Origin of the sequence: Tardiphaga sp. P9-11 (genome assembly GCF_008329525.1) — a bacterium.
Lineage (GTDB): Bacteria > Pseudomonadota > Alphaproteobacteria > Rhizobiales > Xanthobacteraceae > Tardiphaga.
Genome location: NZ_NPKQ01000004.1, coordinates 112,897 through 130,563 on the forward strand (window position 1 = coordinate 112,897; position 17,667 = coordinate 130,563).

At 61.7% G+C, this 17,667-nt stretch carries 19 protein-coding genes; 7 read left to right on the top strand and 12 right to left on the bottom strand.

All coding sequences use genetic code 11. From position 1 onward, the window contains the following. The first annotated feature begins 95 nt into the window (after positions 1-95). Both CIW50_RS15915 and CIW50_RS15920 read left to right on the top strand, forming a co-directional pair. Positions 96-461: a response regulator gene (locus tag CIW50_RS15915; RefSeq protein WP_149532200.1), complete on the top strand. Its 366-nt coding sequence runs from the start codon at positions 96-98 to the stop codon at positions 459-461. 10 nt (positions 462-471) lie between these two features. Further along, positions 472-1,845 (top strand): PleD family two-component system response regulator, encoded by a 1,374-nt coding sequence (locus tag CIW50_RS15920; protein ID WP_149532201.1) that lies wholly within the window; start codon positions 472-474, stop codon positions 1,843-1,845. 7 nt (positions 1,846-1,852) lie between these two features. Here CIW50_RS15920 and CIW50_RS15925 read toward each other — a convergent pair whose 3' ends face one another. The 4 genes from CIW50_RS15925 to CIW50_RS15940 form a co-directional block, all read right to left on the bottom strand. Beyond that, positions 1,853-2,626, bottom strand: coding sequence for a hypothetical protein (locus CIW50_RS15925; RefSeq protein WP_149532202.1), 774 nt, complete (start codon positions 2,624-2,626; stop codon positions 1,853-1,855). A 254-nt stretch (positions 2,627-2,880) separates the two neighbouring features. Continuing rightward, positions 2,881-3,048, bottom strand: a complete 168-nt coding sequence (gene rpmG / locus CIW50_RS15930) for a 50S ribosomal protein L33 (protein ID WP_068732385.1) — start codon at positions 3,046-3,048, stop codon at positions 2,881-2,883. A gap of 126 nt (positions 3,049-3,174) precedes the next feature. Beyond that, entirely contained in the window at positions 3,175-4,500 is a 1,326-nt protein-coding gene (locus CIW50_RS15935; protein WP_149532203.1) for an LLM class flavin-dependent oxidoreductase, read from the bottom strand. 211 nt (positions 4,501-4,711) lie between these two features. Continuing rightward, positions 4,712-5,626 carry a LysR family transcriptional regulator gene (locus tag CIW50_RS15940; protein ID WP_149532204.1) on the bottom strand — a complete coding sequence of 305 codons (915 nt, stop codon included), beginning with the start codon at positions 5,624-5,626 and terminating at the stop codon, positions 4,712-4,714. A 116-nt stretch (positions 5,627-5,742) separates the two neighbouring features. Between CIW50_RS15940 and CIW50_RS15945 the strand changes: the two genes are divergently transcribed. Further along, the gene (locus CIW50_RS15945; RefSeq protein WP_149532205.1) at positions 5,743-6,480 is read left to right on the top strand and encodes an SDR family oxidoreductase; all 738 of its coding nucleotides are present in this window, start codon (positions 5,743-5,745) and stop codon (positions 6,478-6,480) included. Between the two features lie 51 nt (positions 6,481-6,531). On the opposite strand, the gene CIW50_RS15950 is transcribed toward CIW50_RS15945, so the two are convergent. From CIW50_RS15950 to topA, 5 genes are all read right to left on the bottom strand, one after another. Then, positions 6,532-6,759 carry a hypothetical protein gene (locus tag CIW50_RS15950; RefSeq protein ID WP_149532206.1) on the bottom strand — a complete coding sequence of 76 codons (228 nt, stop codon included), beginning with the start codon at positions 6,757-6,759 and terminating at the stop codon, positions 6,532-6,534. 116 nt (positions 6,760-6,875) lie between these two features. Then, complete coding sequence (locus CIW50_RS15955; protein ID WP_149532207.1) at positions 6,876-7,613, bottom strand: NUDIX hydrolase; 738 nt, start codon at positions 7,611-7,613, stop codon at positions 6,876-6,878. A gap of 54 nt (positions 7,614-7,667) precedes the next feature. Further along, positions 7,668-8,090: a DUF983 domain-containing protein gene (locus CIW50_RS15960; RefSeq protein WP_149532208.1), complete on the bottom strand. Its 423-nt coding sequence runs from the start codon at positions 8,088-8,090 to the stop codon at positions 7,668-7,670. Positions 8,091-8,094: 4 nt separating this feature from the next. Next, positions 8,095-10,494: a ribonuclease R gene (gene rnr / locus CIW50_RS15965; protein WP_149532209.1), complete on the bottom strand. Its 2,400-nt coding sequence runs from the start codon at positions 10,492-10,494 to the stop codon at positions 8,095-8,097. An 11-nt stretch (positions 10,495-10,505) separates the two neighbouring features. Beyond that, entirely contained in the window at positions 10,506-13,262 is a 2,757-nt protein-coding gene (gene topA, locus CIW50_RS15970) for a type I DNA topoisomerase (RefSeq protein WP_149532210.1), read from the bottom strand. A gap of 232 nt (positions 13,263-13,494) precedes the next feature. On the opposite strand from topA, the gene CIW50_RS15975 reads away from it, so the two are divergent. Beyond that, complete coding sequence (locus CIW50_RS15975; protein ID WP_246664293.1) at positions 13,495-13,701, top strand: hypothetical protein; 207 nt, start codon at positions 13,495-13,497, stop codon at positions 13,699-13,701. On the opposite strand, the gene CIW50_RS15980 is transcribed toward CIW50_RS15975, so the two are convergent. Next, positions 13,690-14,139, bottom strand: a complete 450-nt coding sequence (locus CIW50_RS15980; RefSeq protein ID WP_149532212.1) for a winged helix-turn-helix transcriptional regulator — start codon at positions 14,137-14,139, stop codon at positions 13,690-13,692. The two genes, CIW50_RS15975 and CIW50_RS15980, sit on opposite strands and share 12 nt — an antisense overlap. A 128-nt stretch (positions 14,140-14,267) precedes the next feature. Here CIW50_RS15980 and CIW50_RS15985 point away from each other — a divergent pair, with 128 nt between their 5' ends. Beyond that, entirely contained in the window at positions 14,268-15,041 is a 774-nt protein-coding gene (locus CIW50_RS15985) for an SDR family oxidoreductase (protein ID WP_149532213.1), read from the top strand. Positions 15,042-15,191: 150 nt separating this feature from the next. Then, positions 15,192-15,347 (top strand): hypothetical protein, encoded by a 156-nt coding sequence (locus CIW50_RS29075; RefSeq protein WP_172980346.1) that lies wholly within the window; start codon positions 15,192-15,194, stop codon positions 15,345-15,347. Positions 15,348-15,418: 71 nt separating this feature from the next. Here the strand turns inward: CIW50_RS29075 and CIW50_RS15990 are convergent, their stop codons facing one another. After that, complete coding sequence (locus CIW50_RS15990; RefSeq protein WP_149532214.1) at positions 15,419-16,027, bottom strand: FMN-dependent NADH-azoreductase; 609 nt, start codon at positions 16,025-16,027, stop codon at positions 15,419-15,421. Between the two features lie 97 nt (positions 16,028-16,124). Between CIW50_RS15990 and CIW50_RS15995 the strand changes: the two genes are divergently transcribed. Then, entirely contained in the window at positions 16,125-16,505 is a 381-nt protein-coding gene (locus tag CIW50_RS15995; RefSeq protein WP_246664294.1) for a winged helix-turn-helix transcriptional regulator, read from the top strand. Positions 16,506-16,509: 4 nt separating this feature from the next. On the opposite strand, the gene dprA is transcribed toward CIW50_RS15995, so the two are convergent. Then, positions 16,510-17,628 (bottom strand): DNA-processing protein DprA, encoded by a 1,119-nt coding sequence (dprA, locus tag CIW50_RS16000; RefSeq protein WP_502707491.1) that lies wholly within the window; start codon positions 17,626-17,628, stop codon positions 16,510-16,512. Positions 17,629-17,667: the final 39 nt, after the last annotated feature.

The window sequence follows — 17,667 nt, forward strand, 5'->3', positions numbered from 1 at the left end:
ATTTGGAAGTTCGCTTCGGAAATCGCAGTGCCGGTGACGCAGGGCAATCATGCCCCGCGAAACAAGAACGCTCGGGTTCGGGATTGGAGGGCGGGATGGCAAAAACCGTCCTGATCGTGGAGGACAACGAGCTCAACATGAAGCTCTTCCGTGACCTGCTGGAAGCCCATGGCTATCAGACTGTCGGCACGAGCAATGGCTATGAAGCGCTCGATCTTGTCCGCTCGCTCCGTCCCGATCTCATCCTCATGGATATTCAGCTACCGCAGGTCTCCGGTCTCGAAGTGACCGGCTGGATCAAGAGGGATCCTGCGATCAGCATGATCCCGGTCGTCGCCGTCACAGCCTTCGCCATGAAGGGCGACGAAGAACGTATCCGCGAAGGCGGCTGCGAAGCCTATTTGTCAAAACCCATTTCGGTCGGAAAATTTATCGAAACCGTGCGTCGGTTCATCGGTTAGGGAGTTCCCTATGTCAGCGCGTATTCTTGTCGTCGATGACATCCCCGCCAACGTAAAGCTTCTGGAGGCCCGCCTCTCGGCGGAGTATTTCGACGTCATCACCGCGTCCAACGGCGCACAGGCGCTCGAAGTCTGTGCGCGTTCGGAATGCGACCTGATTCTGCTCGACGTCATGATGCCCGACATGGACGGCTTCGAAGTCTGCCGTCGCCTGAAGGCCAATCCGAAGACTCATTTCATTCCGGTGGTGATGGTCACCGCGCTGGATTCGCCGTCGGATCGCGTGCGCGGCCTCGAAGCCGGCGCCGATGACTTTCTTACCAAGCCCGTCGCCGATGCCGTGCTGGTGGCGCGCGTGCGCTCGCTGACGCGTTTGAAGATGATGACCGATGAGCTGCGCATGCGCGCTATCACCTCGCTGGAAATCGGTGTGCAGGCGCCTGAGCGCAGCGCCGTGTCTGATCTGGGCATCGGCGGACGTATCCTGCTGGTCGACGATCGTCCGTCGTCCTATGAGCGGCTGGCGCCGGTCCTGTCGGCCGAACACACTGTCGATGTCGAACCCAATCCGACCGAGGCGCTGTTTCACGCGGCCGAGGGCAATTACGACCTGCTCATTGTCTCGCTGAGCCTCGAGAATTACGACGGATTGCGGCTGTGCAGCCAGGCACGCTCGCTGGAGCGCACGCGGCAGATACCGATTCTCGCGATTGCCGATGCCGACAACAATCCACGGCTGCTGCGCGGTCTCGAAATCGGTGTCAACGACTACCTGATGCGCCCGGTCGACAAGAACGAGTTGCTGGCCCGCGCCCGCACGCAGGTGCGTCGTCGGCGCTATACCGACCATCTGCGCGACAACGTACAGCATTCCATCGAAGCCGCGATCACCGACGGGCTCACCGGGCTGCACAACCGGCGCTATATGGAAAGCCATCTGGAGACGCTGGCAGAGCAGGCGGCCACCCGCGGCAAGCCGCTGGCGCTGATGATGCTCGACATCGACTTCTTCAAGTCGATCAATGACAATCACGGCCATGATTGCGGTGACGACGTGTTGCGCGAATTCGCCGTTCGCATTCGCAAGTCGATCCGCGGTATCGATCTGGCCTGTCGCTACGGCGGCGAGGAATTCGTCATCGTCATGCCCGAGACCGACATGCACGTCGCCAGCATGGTGGCGGAGCGTCTGCGCCGCTCGATCGCCGGCGAGCCCTTCTCCATCGACAAGGGCAGCAAGCGCATCGAGGTCACGATCTCGATCGGGTTGTCGACGCTGGAGAAGAAGGGCGAGCCCATCGGTGACGTGCTCAAGCGCGCCGACGTGGCGCTGTATCGCGCCAAGCACGATGGCCGCAACCGCGTGGTTGCCGCGGCCGCTTAAGTTACGATCACAGACGCGTTCGTGCCGACGGTTGCGACCATCGCGACGGCGGTGCGATCGGGCGCGATCCCGTATCGAAGGTCTGTGAGACCTGCCGGGACGAACAGAACGCCGGCCGTGTCATGCGTTCCCGCAGATAGGCGTCGGCTTCCTTGGTCGGCAATTCCTTGTCGATCACCAGCTTGTCGAGCGCGCAGGCAAGGGCATCGGCGCCGGGCTTGGTGCCCGTCGCATCGCAGGTCCAGCCGGCGACAAATACCACGTTCGTGTCGAAGCGTGAGCTGAAGGCTAGGCACTGTTTCCAGCGACCATCGGCCTCGATGCGCATTTCAACGGCATGGTAAGGACCGTAGCGCGTCTCGAGATCGAAATGCCCGGCGAGCGTCCGGAAATTGAGATCAGTGAGCAAGCCGTTGCTCAGCACACCCATGCCCGGCGACGTCATTCCGCTGCCACGGCTCGGGAATGTGATCGCCAGCGCCAAGTCCGTCGTGCGATTTTGCAGCGTACCATAGCGCAGGATGTCGATCCGCGCCTTCGATGCGCGCGAAACGATGTCGGTGCTCACGGGAAGTCTGGCGATACTCCCGTCTGCAATCCTGAAAGCGGGCTTGTCATCGATGATCCGGGTTCGGTTGTGCCACTGCCAGATCAAGGCGAGGGCGATGATCCCGAAAACGATCATTCCGAAGAAATAGAATGCGTAGCGGACGGCGATGCCTGCCATGGACACGGCGGAGGTGAGCTGGCCAGCCGTCGTGTCTGTGTCGCGGAAAGACAAGGGTCGCTCCCGATGCAAATCAATTGCGTCGAATGATACCGACTTGTCGCACGAAATGACGTGAATACCGTTTCAATCGCAGGCTTCATGCCCGCCATAGTTGTGGCAGGGTAAACACGATACTGCGCGCATCGCTAAAATTGAAACGATTGAGCTGGGCTTCTTACTTAACCTCGCGTTGCGCGGAGAGGTCAAAAGAAAACGGGGCCCGAAAGGGCCCCGTTTCAAAATCCGTCAGCAGCTGTAATCAGCGCTTACTTGATCTTGGCTTCCTTGAACTCGACGTGCTTGCGCGCGACCGGGTCGTACTTCTTCTTGACCATCTTGTCGGTCATGGTGCGCGAATTCTTCTTGGCGGTGTAGTAGAAGCCGGTGTCCGCGGTGGAAACGAGCTTGACCTTGATGGTGACCGCTTTGGCCATGGCAGAACCTCTGAATGTCGGGAATCGGGTGACAGCCAGAGAACTGGCCGTGTTGGCGCGCAACCTAGCCCCGAACGCCCCAAAGTCAAGGTTTTCCGGGCCGGTGAATCCGGTGATTTGCGGGTCTTAAGCCGGAAAGAAGCGATTTTCGGGCCTTGGGAGGCCCAAATTCTCCCGCAGGGTCTTACCTTCGTATTCGGTACGGAAAATCCCGCGCTTCTGCAGTTCCGGGACCACCCGGTCGACGAAGTCGTTCAGCCCTTCCGGCAGGTAGGGGAACATGATGTTGAAGCCGTCGGAGGCCTCGGTTTCCAGCCATTCCTGCATCTGGTCGGCGATGGTCTGGGGCGTGCCCACGAAGGCGGAGCCGCCATAGCCGCCGAGTCGCTGGGCGAGCTGACGCACGGTCAGGTTCTCGCGCCGGGCCAGGGCGATGACGCGCTCCCGGCCGCTCTTGCTGGCATTGGTCTCGGGGATCTCGGGCAGCGGACCATCAGGATCGAACACCGAAGCGTCGGTGCCGAGATTGATCGAGAGCGAGGCGATGGCATTGGCGTAATGCACCTTGCTGTCGAGCAGCGCGCGCTTCTCTTTGGCTTCCTCGACGCTGTCGCCGACCACCACGAAGGCGCCGGGCAGGATCTTGAGGTGATCGCGATCGCGGCCGAGCGCGGCCATGCGGCCCTTGATATCGGCATACAGCTTTTGCGCTTCGCCGATCGGACCACCGCCGGTGAACACGGCTTCCGCGGTTTCGGCGGCGAGCTGCTTGCCGTCTTCCGATGCGCCGGCCTGCACGATCACCGGCCAGCCCTGGACGGGCCGGGCGATGTTTAGCGGGCCGCGGACCGAGAGATGCGGGCCCTTGTGATCGAGCACATGCATCTTCTCGGGATCCATGAAGATGCCAGTCTCGACATTGCGGATGAAGGCATCGTCGGCGAAGGAATCCCACAGGCCGGTGACGACATCGTAGAATTCGCGTGCGCGCTTGTAGCGCTCGGCATGCTCCATGTGATCGTCCAGGCCGAAGTTCAGCGCGGCATCGGGATTCGACGTTGTCACGATATTCCAGCCGGCGCGGCCGCCCGAGATGTGATCCAGCGACGCAAAGCGGCGGGCGACGTGATAGGGCGCGTCAAAGGTGGTGGAGCCGGTGGCGACAAGGCCGATATTGTCGGTGACGGCGGCCAGCGCCGAGAGCAGCGTGAAGGGTTCGAACGAGGTCACGGTGTGGCTGCGCTTCAGCGCCTCGACCGGCATGTTCAGCACTGCGAGATGATCGGCCATGAAGAAGGCGTCGAACTTGCCGGCCTCGAGCTTGCGGATCATCTGCTTGAGGAAGGGAAAGTTGAAGTTGGCGTCAGGCTGAGCGCCGGGATAGCGCCATGCGCCGGTATGGATGCTGATCGGGCGCATGAAGGCCCCGAGCTTCAACTGACGCTTCGCCATCTGGAATTCCCCGTGATGCTGGTCGGGAACAGATAGGAACGCCGGCGCGCGGAGGTAGATGCTGCTCACGAGAAGATTATTGCGATTTGGAGATTATCCGCAGAACCTCATCCTGAGGAGCGGCGTCTTCGCCGCGTCTCGAAGGATGGAGACGGGCGCTCATGGTTCGAGACGGCGCTGAAGTAGCGCCTCCTCACCATGAGGACGGAGCTCACACCTTCTTCGGATTGACCGTCGGGTCCATCGCAAATTGCGTTTCCAGGTAGTCGATCATGGCGCGGGTCTTCTGCGGCACGAAGCGGCGCGAGGGATAGACCGCGCTGATCGGCGCCGGTTTCGGTTCGAAGGCTTCGAGCAGCACAATGAGACGGCCGGTCTCGATCTCATCGGTGAAATGCCAGATCGGCACAAACCCGATGCCGAGGCCAGACATCACGGCTTCGCGAATGCCTTCCGAACTCTGGGTGCGTACAGGTCCGCTCGCTTCGATCGCGATCGGACCGTCCGGGCTTTCGAAGCGCCAGGTCACGCCCGCGGTGAAGCGCGTATAGGGGATGCAATCATGCCCGATGAGGTCGATGGGATGTGCCGGTGGTGTCCTGCCGCGCAGATAGGATGGCGAGGCCACCAGGATACGGCGTGTCACGCCGATCTTCCTGGCGATCAGGTTCGGATCGGTCACGACGCCGGAGCGGATCGCGAGATCGATGCCGTCCTCCACGAGGTCGCTGAAGCCGTCACTCATCACGAGGTCGACACTGACGTCGGGGTAGCGCGCCAGAAAGCCCTTCAGATGCGGGATCACCCGCAGCCGTCCGAACACCACGGGGAGGGCCAGTTGTAACGTGCCTGAAGGTCTGGCCCGGCGGCGTCCCACCGCACCCTCAGCCTCGGCAACGGCCTCCAGCGCCAGTTTGGCGCGTTCGTAGAAGCCGCGGCCGTCATCGGTGAGCGTCAGCTTGCGCGTGGTGCGGGTGAACAGGCGGGTGCCGAGATGATCTTCCAGCGTCGCGATCTGGCGGCTGACCGTTGGCTGGCTGGAATTCCGCTCCTCAGCCACACGGGTGAATGAGCCCGCTTCGACGACGCGGACGAAGGCCTGGAAAAGGGCGACTGTATCGATCATTCATTCAGAATACGGATAAATAATATCCAAACAAGCCCATACCAGCAAATGATTGAATGGACGATGTTCTCCACACCGGACGGCGATGCGCCGTTCCCAGTCAAATGGAGAGCATCATGACCCGCAAACTCGAAGGCAAAATCGCAGTCGTCACCGGTGGCAGCGCCGGCATCGGTCTGGCCACCGCCCAGCGTTTCATCGACGAGGGCGCCACCGTGTTCATCACCGGCCGCCGCCAGGCCGAACTCGACGCTGCCGTGAAGCAGCTCGGTCCCAAGGCCGTCGGCGTGCAAGCGGACGCGGCCAAGCTCGCCGATCTCGCGCATCTGTTCGATACGGTGAAGGCCGCCAAGGGCAAGATCGACGTGTTGTTCGCCAATGCTGGCGGCTACGAATTCAGCCCGTTCGGTCAGATCACCGAAGACGTCTATGACAAGATGTTCGACATCAATGTGAAGGGCGTGCTGTTCACGGTGCAGCAGGCATTGCCGCTGCTCTCCGATGGCGCCTCGGTGGTTCTCACCGGCTCAGTGTCGGGATCGAAGGGCATGGAGTCGTTCAGCGTCTACAATGCGACCAAGGCGGCGATCCGGTCCTTTGCACGTAGCTGGACTGCCGATCTCAAGGCTCGCAGGATCCGCGTCAATGTCGTCAGCCCCGGACCGATCCAGACGCCCGGTCTCGATACATTCGCCAATGATGACGTGAAGGGATTTCTGAAGACGCTGGTGCCGCTCGGTCGCCTCGGCACCGCGGACGAAGTCGCGAAGGCCGTGTTGTTTCTGGCATCGGACGACTCCAGCTTCGTCGCCGGTGCAGAACTGTTCGTCGATGGTGGTCTGGCGCAGATCTGACGATCGCTTTTATGAAGTGAGAAGGCGCCGCGGGTGCGGCGTCTTCTCGTATCAGAGCGGGTACATGTGGGACGTGGTGCGATACTCGCTTGCCATCAGTTCTTCATTTTCAGCAACCTGAATCCACGAGATGGCGAGTTGTAGCAATGCGCGAACTTTGCGCGGATCATTTTCCATGCTTGCACGCTGGCTGAGTGCCGATGCCTTGCGACGATATTCCAGTGACGTGCGTGTAAATGTCGAAGGCTCGGCCTCCGACGTCCAATCCATCTGTCCCATAACTGGGAATTCCTGTGAGCGAGAAAGTGGGTAGCTATTACTGCGTTGCACCAACTATCCCGCTAAGGAAACAGCTAAAATAAGCCGAACAATCGTGACCGGATTGCCTGATTTTCTCAGGCATCTCCCGGCAGCATGTCGAGTTGCATCTTGCCGCTATACCAATGGAAGAAGGGCAGCGGTGCGTCGTGACGCAGCGGGCCGGTGGCAAGGCGCTGCTGCAACTGATTGAGCACGTTCTTCGTCATCGCATGCGCATCCGCTAAATGTGCGGAGCCGAGTTCGACCCAGACCAGTTCCACGAGTTCGGCATCCGCATGGACGACGCCCTCAACGCGATGCGCGATGGCGGATGCATCCGCCGTGAAGAAGCGCGTATCGAAACGCTTGATGCGGCCGGGTGGTGTGATGGCGCGGGCAATCAGAAACAGACCTGAGGGATCGGGCAGGAGGCGTGCATCGCTAAAAGCTTCCCATACGCCGGGGAGCTTCCTGGTCGTGCCACCAATCTTGCGGCCGAGGCAGAGGCCGGTTTCTTCGCAGGCTTCGCGGATCGCGGCGACAGCGAGCGAACGCGCGCGTGACGGCGGCGTCTTCGGGCTGCCCTTCATCAGGTTGGCTTCAAGCTCCGGCGGCAAAGGTGCAGCCACCGGAATCTTGTTGTCGGTCTTGTCGACGCTACCGCCGGGGAAGACAAACTTGCCGGGCATGAACACGACCTTGTCGTGGCGCTTGCCGACAAGCACTTTCGGAATCGGACCGGAGCGATCGACCAGCATCAGGGTCGCAGCGTCGCGCGGACGCTTATAGGGATGGTGGTCGGCTTCCTTGCCGATCTCGACTGCGTCGCTCATTCCGTCTCCTGAAATTCTTCTTATTACGTGCTGTTCAAGGGGACGGAGAACGTATCAGTCAGCCGCGCCGTCGCCAAATCCGTGCATGCGGAATGCCCACTGTAATCCGACCACGGCGCCCTTGACCGGTTGCAGCAACAACAGCGATGCGACCAGTGTGATCGGCAGGTAGATCGCAAGTTGCAGTGCGACGGATGGCGAGTAGTTGGTCTCGATCCACAGCGCGATCGGCACGACGATGTGACCGACGATCACGATCACCAGATAGGCTGGGAGATCGTCGGCGCGGTGCGCGGAGAAATCCTGTCCGCACTTGTCGCAGTGATCTGCGGTTTTCAGGAAGGCGCGAAACATCTTGCCTTCGCCGCAGTTCGGGCAACGGCAGGCGAAGCCGCGCTTCATCGCGGTCCACACATTGCGTTTGGCGGAGGAATCCAGCGTCGCGCTCCAGATCTTCGGTGTGGTCAATGTCATCATGACGTTACCCCTTTTTCGGCTTGCCGGGGTTACCACCGGCGCGAGCCTTGTCAGCTTTGGCAGCCTGCCGGGCATTGCGACCGGGTTTGGCTTTCTTGGGTGCCTTGAGCTTCTTCGACGATTTGAACTTCGTCACACCAGAAGGTTTGGCACCCGGATGACGCGGCCGGTCTGCAGCGTCGTTGCTGCGGGCATGTTCGCGTCGGCGGTTCCGTTGGGCGGTATTGCCCTCGGAGAGCATTTCGAACCGCAAGGCACCTGCAACGGGGGCGGCTTCGACCAGACGGACATCGACGACGTCGCCCAACCGATGCATGGCACCACTGCGTGTACCGACGAGGGCGTGGCGAGCTTCGTCATAGTTGAAGTATTCGGTGCCCAACGTGCGGATCGGGATCAGGCCATCGGCGCCGGTCTCGGTCAATCGGACAAAGAGTCCAGCCCTGGTGACGCCGGAGATCCGGCCCCGGAAGGTGGCGCCGATCTTGTCGGCCAGAAAATGCGCAATCAGCCGGTCGGAGGTCTCACGCTCGGCCTTCATGGCCCGGCGTTCGGTGGCCGAAATCTGCGCCGAGATTTCGCTCAGCGTTTCCACGGTTTCGGTCTCGGGCAGTGCCCCTTCGCCGAGCCCGAGCGCACGGATCAGCGCGCGATGCACGATCAGATCTGCGTATCGCCTGATAGGTGAGGTAAAATGCGCGTAGCGCCGCAGGTTCAGACCGAAATGTCCGTAATTCTCGGCGGCATATTCCGCCTGGGCTTGCGAGCGCAAAACCACTTCATTCACCAGCGGTTCGGAATCCTGACCTTTGACCTGTGACAGCACCCGGTTGAATACCGATGGCCGCAGCACGCCCGCTTTGGCGAACGGCATGTCGAGGGTCTTGAGGAATTCCTGCAAGTTGTGAACCTTCTCCACCGAAGGCTCATCATGTACCCGATAGATAAGCGGCAGACCCTTCTTTTCAAGCATCTCGGCTGCGGCGACGTTGGCCAGGATCATGAACTCTTCGATGAGCTTATGGGCGTCGAGCCGCTGTGGGACGATGACGCGATCGACGGTGCCGTCCTTCTTGAGCAGGATTTTTCGTTCGGGAATGTCGAGATCGAGCGGGTCACGCTCGTCGCGCGCCAGCTTTACTTGCGCATAGGCCGCATAGAGCGGCTTGAGAATCGGCTCGAGCAGCGGGCCGGTGGTATCGTCGGGATTGCCGTCGATGGCGGACTGCGCCTGCGCATAGTTCAGCTTGGCCGCCGAGCGCATCAGGATGCGGTGAAACGTATGCGACTTCTTGCGACCATCGGCACCGATCACCATCCGCACGGCCAATGCGCCGCGCGGTTCGCCCGGCACCAGCGAACACAGGTCGTTGGAGATACGCTCCGGCAGCATCGGTACGACGCGATCGGGGAAATAGACGGAGTTGCCGCGCGTCAGCGCGTCGCGATCGAGCGCCGAGTTGGGACGCACATAGAAGGCGACGTCGGCGATGGCGACGGTGACGATGTAGCCGCCCGCGTTGTTCGGATCGGGATCGAGCTCCGCATAAACGGCGTCGTCGTGATCCTTCGCATCCGGTGGATCGATGGTGACCAGCGGCACGTCGCGCCAGTCTTCACGCCCCTGCAATGTCGCAGGCTTCGCGGCTTCGGCTTCCTTCAGCGCGTCGCGCGAGAACGCCTGAGGAATGTCGTGCGAGTGGATCGCGATCAGGCTGACGGCTTTCTCCGAGGCGAGCGAGCCAAGCCGCTCCTTCACCTTGCCGGAGCCGAGGCCGTAGCCACGGGTGCGAATGAGATCGACGCTGACGAGATCGCCGTCCTCGGCGCCGTTGGCGTCTGACGCGGCAATGTTGAGTTCGCGGCCTGCCTGTTTCTTGTCGACCGGGATCAGCCGTCCGCCGCCATTCGGCAGCGCGCGATAGATGCCGAGCAAGCGCGTGCGCGCACTTTCGAGCACCCGCACGACGCGGCCCTGATAGCTGGCTAATTCGCCCTCGTTCTCGATCTTCTCGATGCGTAGCAGCGCGCGGTCACCGACACCGGCGGCGGTGCCGGGCAGGGGACGGCGCGGTACATGGATGCGAATTTTCGGCGTGGCACCCTGGGTTGCTTCGTCCCATTCGGTGGGTACTGCGATCAATTCGCCATCGGCGTCGCGCGTGGCGATATCGACGAGTACCGTCGGCGGCAGCGTCGCGGGCTCGTGTACCGAACGGCCCTTTTTGGCGATGGCGCCTTCGTCGGTGAGTTCGCGCAACATGCGCTTGAGCTCGACACGGGCGGCATTCTTCAGTCCGAATTCACGCGCGATCTCGCGGGTGCCGATCTTGCCGGGATACGCGCGAACAAACGCGACGATGGCATCCCTGGTTGGAAAGCTGCTGTCGCGTTTCTTGTTCACAGTTGTCCGTTCTAGCCTGCGCTCTTCTTCGCGGCAGTTTTCACAGCCTTCTTGGCTGCCGTCTTTTTCGCCTTCACGGGCGCGCGCGCCTTGCTGGCGGCAGCCGTTTCAGCCTTGGGTTTAGCAACATTGGGTTTAGCTGCCGCTTTCTTCGCAACAGCCTTCTTTGCCGCCGGCTTCTTCTCGGCTGCGTCAGCCTTCTTGGTGACAGCCTTCTTTGCCGGTGCTTTCTTGGCGCCGCGCTTCGGCTTGATGCCGCCCTTGGCCACGCGCTCGTCGATCAGCGCGATGGCTTCTTCGAGCGTGATGGTCTCTTGCGTCTTGTCGCTCGGGATCGTCGCATTGACGCCGCCCGCGGTGACATAGGCGCCGTAGCGTCCGCCCTTCACGGCAACGCCGCCGAGGGTCGGGTGGTCGCCGAGCGGTTTGCCAGGATCGGCGCCGAAACGACGGCCGCTCGGGCCCTTTAGAATCTTCTCGGCGATCAGCGTGACCGCGCGGTTGAGGCCGATATCGAACACCTCGTCGCCGGCCTCGAGGCTGGCATAAGTCTTCTCATGCTTCACGAATGGCCCGAAACGGCCGAGGCCCGCGGTGATCGGCTCGCCGGTTTCCGGATGCTTGCCGATTTCGCGCGGCAGCGAGAGAAGCTTCAGCGCCATGTCTAGTTCGACATCGCTGGGCGATGTATTCTTCGGAATGCCCGCACGCTTCGGCTTCTCGCCTTCCGCGTAGTCCTTGGCGTCGCCGAGCTGGATGTAAGGCCCGAAACGTCCAGCTTTCACGGCAACTTCCAGACCCGACACCGGATCGGGGCCGAGCACGCGATCGGCATTGGCGCCAGAGTCCGCTGCGAGCGGACGCGTGTAGCGGCATTCCGGATAGTTGGTGCAGCCGACAAAGGCGCCGAACTTTCCGGCCTTGAGGTTGAGCTTGCCGGTGCCGCAGGTCGGGCACTGGCGGGGATCGCCGCCATCTTCGCGCGGCGCGTAGATGTGCGGACCGAGCATTTCGTCGAGCGCGTCGAGCACCTGCGCCACGCGCAGATCCTTGATCTCGTCGACGGCGGCGATGAAGCCGGTCCAGAAGTCGCGCAGCACCTGCTGCCAGGAGATCTCGTTGTTGGAGATCTTGTCGAGGTTTTCCTCGAGCGACGCCGTGAAGTCATACTCCACATATTTGGCAAAGAAATTTTCGAGGAACGCGACCACGACGCGGCCCTTGTCCTCGCCATAGAGGCGCTTCTTCTCGAGGCGCACATAGCCGCGCGCCTTCAGAACATCCAGGATCGATGCATAGGTCGAGGGACGGCCGATGCCGAGCTCTTCCATCCGCTTGACCAGAGATGCTTCCGAGAAGCGCGGCGGCGGTTCGGTGAAATGCTGGGTGACCGCGAGGTTCTCTTTCTTCAGCGCTTCGCCTTCGCTCATGGCGGGCAGGCGGCGTGAATCCTCGTCGTCGGCGTCGTCGTCCTTGCCTTCCTGATAGACCGCGAGAAAACCATCGAACTTCACGACCTGACCGGTGGCGCGCAGTTCCAGCACGCGCGATCCTGCCTTCGCAGCGATGTCGACGGTGGTGCGCTCCATCTCGGCGGATTCCATCTGGCTGGCGACCGTGCGCATCCAGACGAGTTCATAGAGACGGAATTGATCGCTATCGAGCCGCGCCTTCAGGCTAGCCGGGCGACGCGACATGTCGGTGGGACGAATGGCTTCATGCGCTTCCTGGGCGTTCTTGGCCTTGCTCGTATATTGGCGCGCGGCCTCCGGGACATATTGCTTGCCGTAGTCCTCGCCGATCACTTCGCGAGCCTGCGTGATCGCGGAACCGTCGATCGTCACGCCGTCGGTTCGCATATAGGTGATGAGACCGGTGGTCTCGCCGCCGATATCGATGCCTTCATAGAGGCGTTGCGCGATGCGCATCGTATGCGCCGGCGCAAAACCCAGTTTACGGCTGGCTTCCTGCTGCAGCGTCGATGTCGTGAACGGCGCCTGCGGATTGCGGCGCGCCGGCTTCGCATCGACAGTGGAGACAGTGAAATTCGCGGCCTCGATGGCCTTCTTGAAATCTTCGGCTTCGGCACCGGTGCCGATATCCAGACGCTGGATCTTCTTGCCGTCGGCGCCGACCAGGCGCGCTTCGAAGCTTTCGCCGCGCGGTGTCGCCAGTGTGGTCACCAGCGACCAGTATTCGCGGGGGACGAACTTCTCGATTTCCTGCTCGCGGTCGCAGACCAGACGCAATGCGACCGACTGCACGCGGCCTGCGGAGCGGGCGCCGGGCAGCTTGCGCCACAGCACCGGAGAAAGCGTAAAGCCCACCAGATAATCGAGCGCGCGGCGCGCCATATACGCGTCGACCAGCGCGCCATCGATCTCGCGCGGGTTCTTCATCGCGTCGGTGACGGCCTGCTTGGTGATCGCGTTGAACACCACGCGCTCGATCTTCTGGTCCTTCAGGGCGCGCTTCTGCTTGAGGACTTCGAGCACGTGCCACGAGATCGCTTCGCCTTCGCGGTCAGGGTCGGTCGCGAGAATGAGCTTGTCGGCGCCTTTGACGGCCTTGGCTATGTCGTTGAGCCGGCTGTTGGCCTTGGGGTCGATCTCCCAGATCATCTGGAAATTGGCGTCGGGATCGACCGATCCGTTCTTGGCGGGGAGGTCGCGGACATGGCCGAACGACGCCAGGACCTCATAGTCCTTGCCCAGATACTTGTTGATCGTCTTGGCCTTGGAAGGCGACTCGACAATGACGAGATTCATGTGATTCCAATAACTTAAAGGGGGAATCCGGCTTGGGTCTGCGAGAGTCGCGCCAGCCGTTTCGCGGCGAACATGGGTGCGAAGGGGGCCCGTGTCAAATCGTGAGTTGTTGATGGCCGCGTCTGTTGGTTCCCAACCAATTACCAAGGGTTGTAAAATACAACTATTAAGGGTATGATTTGATGCTTCGTTGGTGCTGATTTCGCCCGGACTGCCCGGGTAGGGAATGCCTATGACACCGCCCATTCCGGACGATCAGGCGCAGGGCGATGGCGGACCCGAGGAGGCGGCTCTTTATATAAAGAGTGCGGTCCGCGATCTGTCGCGCATGGCGCGCCGCCATCATCACGACATGCTCGCTTACCTCTTGGACATGGTGCATCTGGAAACCGAGGAGGTTTTGCGGCTGAGGGGCCTGCGCAAGCCCTCAGGCAGTTGAGGGCACAATCGTGGTGTCGCCATAGCCGAGCAACGTGCCGTCGGCCGCATGTAGTTCCAGCTTCTTGATCTGCTTGCCGGTCTTGCGATCGACCATGATGGTCGTCGGTTCGCCAGGTTTGAAAGCATAGTCCTCTCCCCATTGACGCAGCGCCACCATGATTGGATGGACCGCCTGGCCTTTCGCGGTCAGGACATAGTCCTGATAGGCGCTGCCGTCGGCTGCCGGCTCTAGTTTCAGGATGCCGTCCTCCACGAGGGCTTTCAGCCTGACGGCGAGAATGTTTTTCGCCAGTCCGAGACTCTTCTGGAACTCGCCGAAGCGCCGTGCCCCCAGCATGGCGTCGCGGATGATCATCATCGTCCAGCAGTCGCCGATCACCTCCACGGAGCGGGCGACCGGGCAGGTGGAGTCCTTGAGACTGGTGCGTTTGGCCATGCGACTTTCCAGCGGCGGAAAAAAGAAAATCTTGCGATCGACTGGTCGAGTGGTTGCATTATGAAACCATTTACTCTAGATGTCCATGTGGTTTTAAAAAGCAACCACTTGATCATCAGGAGATCATCATGCGTTTGGCGAACAAGACGGCGCTCATTACGGGCGGTAACAGCGGCATCGGACTGACTACGGCCAGGCTCTTCGTCGCGGAGGGCGCCAAGGTCGCCATCACCGGCCGCGACAAGGCCAAGCTGGACGCGGCGGTGGCCGAACTCGGCCCGAATGCGATCGGCATCGTGGCCGACGCGACTGACATCGCTGCCACCGAGAATGCCGTGGCCAAAGCTGTCGAGAAATTCGGCAAGCTCGACATCGTGTTCGCCAATGCCGGCATCAGCGCGCATACGCCAGTGGGTGGCACCGCGCTCGATGTGTTCGAGTCCGTCTTGAAGACCAACATCACCGCGGTATTCTTCACCGTGCAGGCAGCCGTTGCGCATCTCAATGATGGCGCGTCGATCATTCTCAACGGCTCGGTAATCTCGGTGCTCGGCAATCCCGGCTATGCCGCCTATGCTGCCAGCAAGGCCGGTGTGCGCGCCATGGCCCGCGTGATGGCGTCCGAACTGTCGCCGCGCAATATCCGCGTCAACGTGGTCTCGCCCGGTGGCACGACGACACCGATCTGGGATCGCACCGCGCCGACGCCGGAAGCCAAGGTGGCGCTGGAGGCCAGGATTTCGCAGACCATTCCGCTCGGTCGTTTCGGCAAGCCCGAAGAGGTCGCCAAGACGGTGCTGTTTCTGGCATCCGATGATTCATCGAACGTGCAGGGGGCAGAGATTTTTGTCGATGGCGGCGTCACGTCATCGCCAGCCGGCGCGCCGGCGTTTCGTGGCTGATCGCTGATCAAACAGTACAAGAGTGCCGGCGTGTCTCGAACGCGTTCGAGGTATGTCGGTATCTCCTGAAGATAATGTTTGGATGTGCTGAACCATTGTGGCTGCCGGTTAGACATTTGAAGCGGGCTGAAGCGACGCACAGGAGGCCACATGACCAAAGTCGCGCGCATCTCCGAACCTGCGGTCATCTCTACACGTACCGAAAGTCACCCACTCATTACGATCGCGCTGTTTAGCGCAATCGGCCTGTTGATCTCATTGACCGTTCTGTTGCTCGATAAATATGTGCCGGGTGAGTGGTTCTGAGATCTCTCTTCCCGACGAGCAAAACCGCTTGAACCGGCGAACCGGTTCAAGCCTGCTATGGCCGTGCTGGCTTAAGCCGCGCGTAAATCAGTGGCCGCCTGCAGTGCCGCGGCGATAGCCTTTTCGCGATGGTCGGGTCCAGCCTGAACGCCATCGGCGGCAATGATCTCAAGATTGGTGACGCCGATGAAGCCGAACACGCTACGCAGATAGGTCTCGACATGTTCGTAGGCAGCGGCCGGCGCACCGGCGCCGTAGAAGTTGCCGCGCGACACCGCGATGATCACGCGCTTGCCGCCGGCCAGGCCTTCCACACCGGTGGCGCTGTATTTGAATGTCTTTCCCGCCACAGCGATGCGATCAATCCAGGCCTTGAGCTGGCTCGGGATCGAGAAATTGTACATCGGCGCGCCGATGACCACGACATTGGCGGCCAGGAATTCTTCGAGCACGGCCTGGCCCGCGGCAAGGTCGGGCTGCAACGCGGCGTCGGCCGGAACACCTTGCGCGGCGGCAAGATGGGAACCGGACAGGTGGCCCAGCGGGGCTGAGGCCACGTCGCGGTAAGTGATGTCGAGGCCGGGTGTGGCCTTGGCCAGCCGATCGACAACGGCGGCGGAGACCTGCCGGCTGATGGAATTGTGCCCGAGTACGCTGGAATCGATATGGAGCAGTTTCATGTGGTCACCTCATGGTATAAGTTTGTAACTGACGCTACATGAGTGACTGGCTGAAACCGCACAAGAAGGAACAATTTTGAAACCCGAGCACAAAAAGGTGCCTGCTTTGCCGGCTATTCCGCATCAGGAGAGCGACTGCCGCGGCGTCGCCTCGGTGCTGGCGCGCGTCGGCGACAAGTGGAGCGTGCTGGTGATCATGCTGCTCGGCGACGGCCCGCGGCGCTTCAACGAGTTGAAGCGGATGATCGGCGGCATCTCGCAGCGGATGTTGACCCTGACCTTGCGCGGGCTTGAACGCGATGGCTTGGTCACGCGCACGGTATTTCCGACGGTACCGCCCCGTGTGGATTATGAACTCACGGATCTCGGCCGAGGCCTGAGCGATCCCGTCATGAAACTCGGCGCATGGGCGCATCAACATCTCCCCGATATCGACACCGCGCGAAAGAATTTCGACGGGCGCAATTTGGAGGATTGAGTCCTCAGATCATCGACACCAACCCTCCGCCATGACGCTCCAGCCGTCCGGCAAGCTCGAGCTCCAGCAGCACGATGCGGACCGTAGAGGCCGACGTGCCGGCGAGGCGGATGAGGTCGTCGATGCCGACCGGGCTTGGACCGAGCAGGGCGATGACGTGCGCGCGGTCGCTGCTGTCCGGCTCGTCGAATGACGAGACATCATCGGGCTCACGGTTCGGGAGCCCGATCGGCCGCTCCATGATTGGCGCGACGGCGTTGATCACGTCCGATGCTTCGGTCACCAGCGCCGCGCCTTGCTTGATAAGGTCGTTGGTGCCGGCGGCGCGGGGATCGAGCGGCGAGCCCGGCACCGCAAACACTTCGCGGCCCTGTTCGGCAGCCATCCGTGCGGTAATCAACGAGCCCGAGCGATGCGCCGCTTCGATGACCACGACGCCGAGTGCGGCGCCCGAGATCAGGCGATTGCGGCGGGGAAAATCGCGGGCGCGCGGGACATGGCCGAGGGGCATTTCGGAGATCGCTCCTCCACTTTCCAGAAGCGCAAACAGTAGGTCTTCGTGTTCGGGCGGATAGATCCTGTCATGACCGCCGGCCAGCACCGCGACGGTGCCTGCATTCAGGCTGGCGCGATGCGCGGCCTGATCGATACCGCGTGCGAGGCCCGACACGATCATGAAACCGGCGTCGCCGAGATCGCGCGCCAGTCTCTCCGCGAACTTTAGTCCCGCGCCGGACGCGTTGCGCGAGCCAACGATGGCGATCATCGGCCGCATCAGCGCATCCATCTTGCCGCGGATGCCGAGCAGCGGCGGTGCATCGTCGATCCCCGCCAATCGCGGCGGGTAGCCGGGTTCGCCCGGGGCCACGACCACAATGCCGATCTTGCGTCCGAGGTCGAGTTCACGCTGTGCATCGTCGGGGCTGCAGATCCGGCCGGCGCGGGCAGCACCGCCGCGGCGCGCCAGATCCGGCAATCGCTCCAGCGCGGCGCGGGCGCTGCCGAAGTGGTTGATCAACGATCGAAAGGTACGCGGCCCCACATTGTCGCTGCGGATCAGCCGCAGCCAGTCGAGCCGCTGAGCGTCCGTGAGTTGTGTGCTGCCCTGCGAGATAGTGTCCAAGCGCTGATCCCCCAGCGCAAGCATCTATCAACTTGAGGG

Excerpts from the sequence above, each read along its gene's own strand:
- CIW50_RS15915 (WP_149532200.1), top strand. The coding sequence starts at position 96 with ATGGCAAAAACCGTCCTGATCGTGGAGGACAACGAGCTCAACATGAAG.
- CIW50_RS15920 (WP_149532201.1), top strand. The coding sequence starts at position 472 with ATGTCAGCGCGTATTCTTGTCGTCGATGACATCCCCGCCAACGTAAAG.
- rpmG (WP_068732385.1), bottom strand. The coding sequence starts at position 3,048 with ATGGCCAAAGCGGTCACCATCAAGGTCAAGCTCGTTTCCACCGCGGAC.
- CIW50_RS15935 (WP_149532203.1), bottom strand. The coding sequence starts at position 4,500 with ATGGCGAAGCGTCAGTTGAAGCTCGGGGCCTTCATGCGCCCGATCAGC.
- CIW50_RS15940 (WP_149532204.1), bottom strand. The coding sequence starts at position 5,626 with ATGATCGATACAGTCGCCCTTTTCCAGGCCTTCGTCCGCGTCGTCGAA.
- CIW50_RS15945 (WP_149532205.1), top strand. The coding sequence starts at position 5,743 with ATGACCCGCAAACTCGAAGGCAAAATCGCAGTCGTCACCGGTGGCAGC.
- CIW50_RS15950 (WP_149532206.1), bottom strand. The coding sequence starts at position 6,759 with ATGGGACAGATGGATTGGACGTCGGAGGCCGAGCCTTCGACATTTACA.
- CIW50_RS15955 (WP_149532207.1), bottom strand. The coding sequence starts at position 7,613 with ATGAGCGACGCAGTCGAGATCGGCAAGGAAGCCGACCACCATCCCTAT.
- CIW50_RS15960 (WP_149532208.1), bottom strand. The coding sequence starts at position 8,090 with ATGATGACATTGACCACACCGAAGATCTGGAGCGCGACGCTGGATTCC.
- topA (WP_149532210.1), bottom strand. The coding sequence starts at position 13,262 with ATGAATCTCGTCATTGTCGAGTCGCCTTCCAAGGCCAAGACGATCAAC.
- CIW50_RS15975 (WP_246664293.1), top strand. The coding sequence starts at position 13,495 with ATGACACCGCCCATTCCGGACGATCAGGCGCAGGGCGATGGCGGACCC.
- CIW50_RS15980 (WP_149532212.1), bottom strand. The coding sequence starts at position 14,139 with ATGGCCAAACGCACCAGTCTCAAGGACTCCACCTGCCCGGTCGCCCGC.
- CIW50_RS15985 (WP_149532213.1), top strand. The coding sequence starts at position 14,268 with ATGCGTTTGGCGAACAAGACGGCGCTCATTACGGGCGGTAACAGCGGC.
- CIW50_RS29075 (WP_172980346.1), top strand. The coding sequence starts at position 15,192 with ATGACCAAAGTCGCGCGCATCTCCGAACCTGCGGTCATCTCTACACGT.
- CIW50_RS15990 (WP_149532214.1), bottom strand. The coding sequence starts at position 16,027 with ATGAAACTGCTCCATATCGATTCCAGCGTACTCGGGCACAATTCCATC.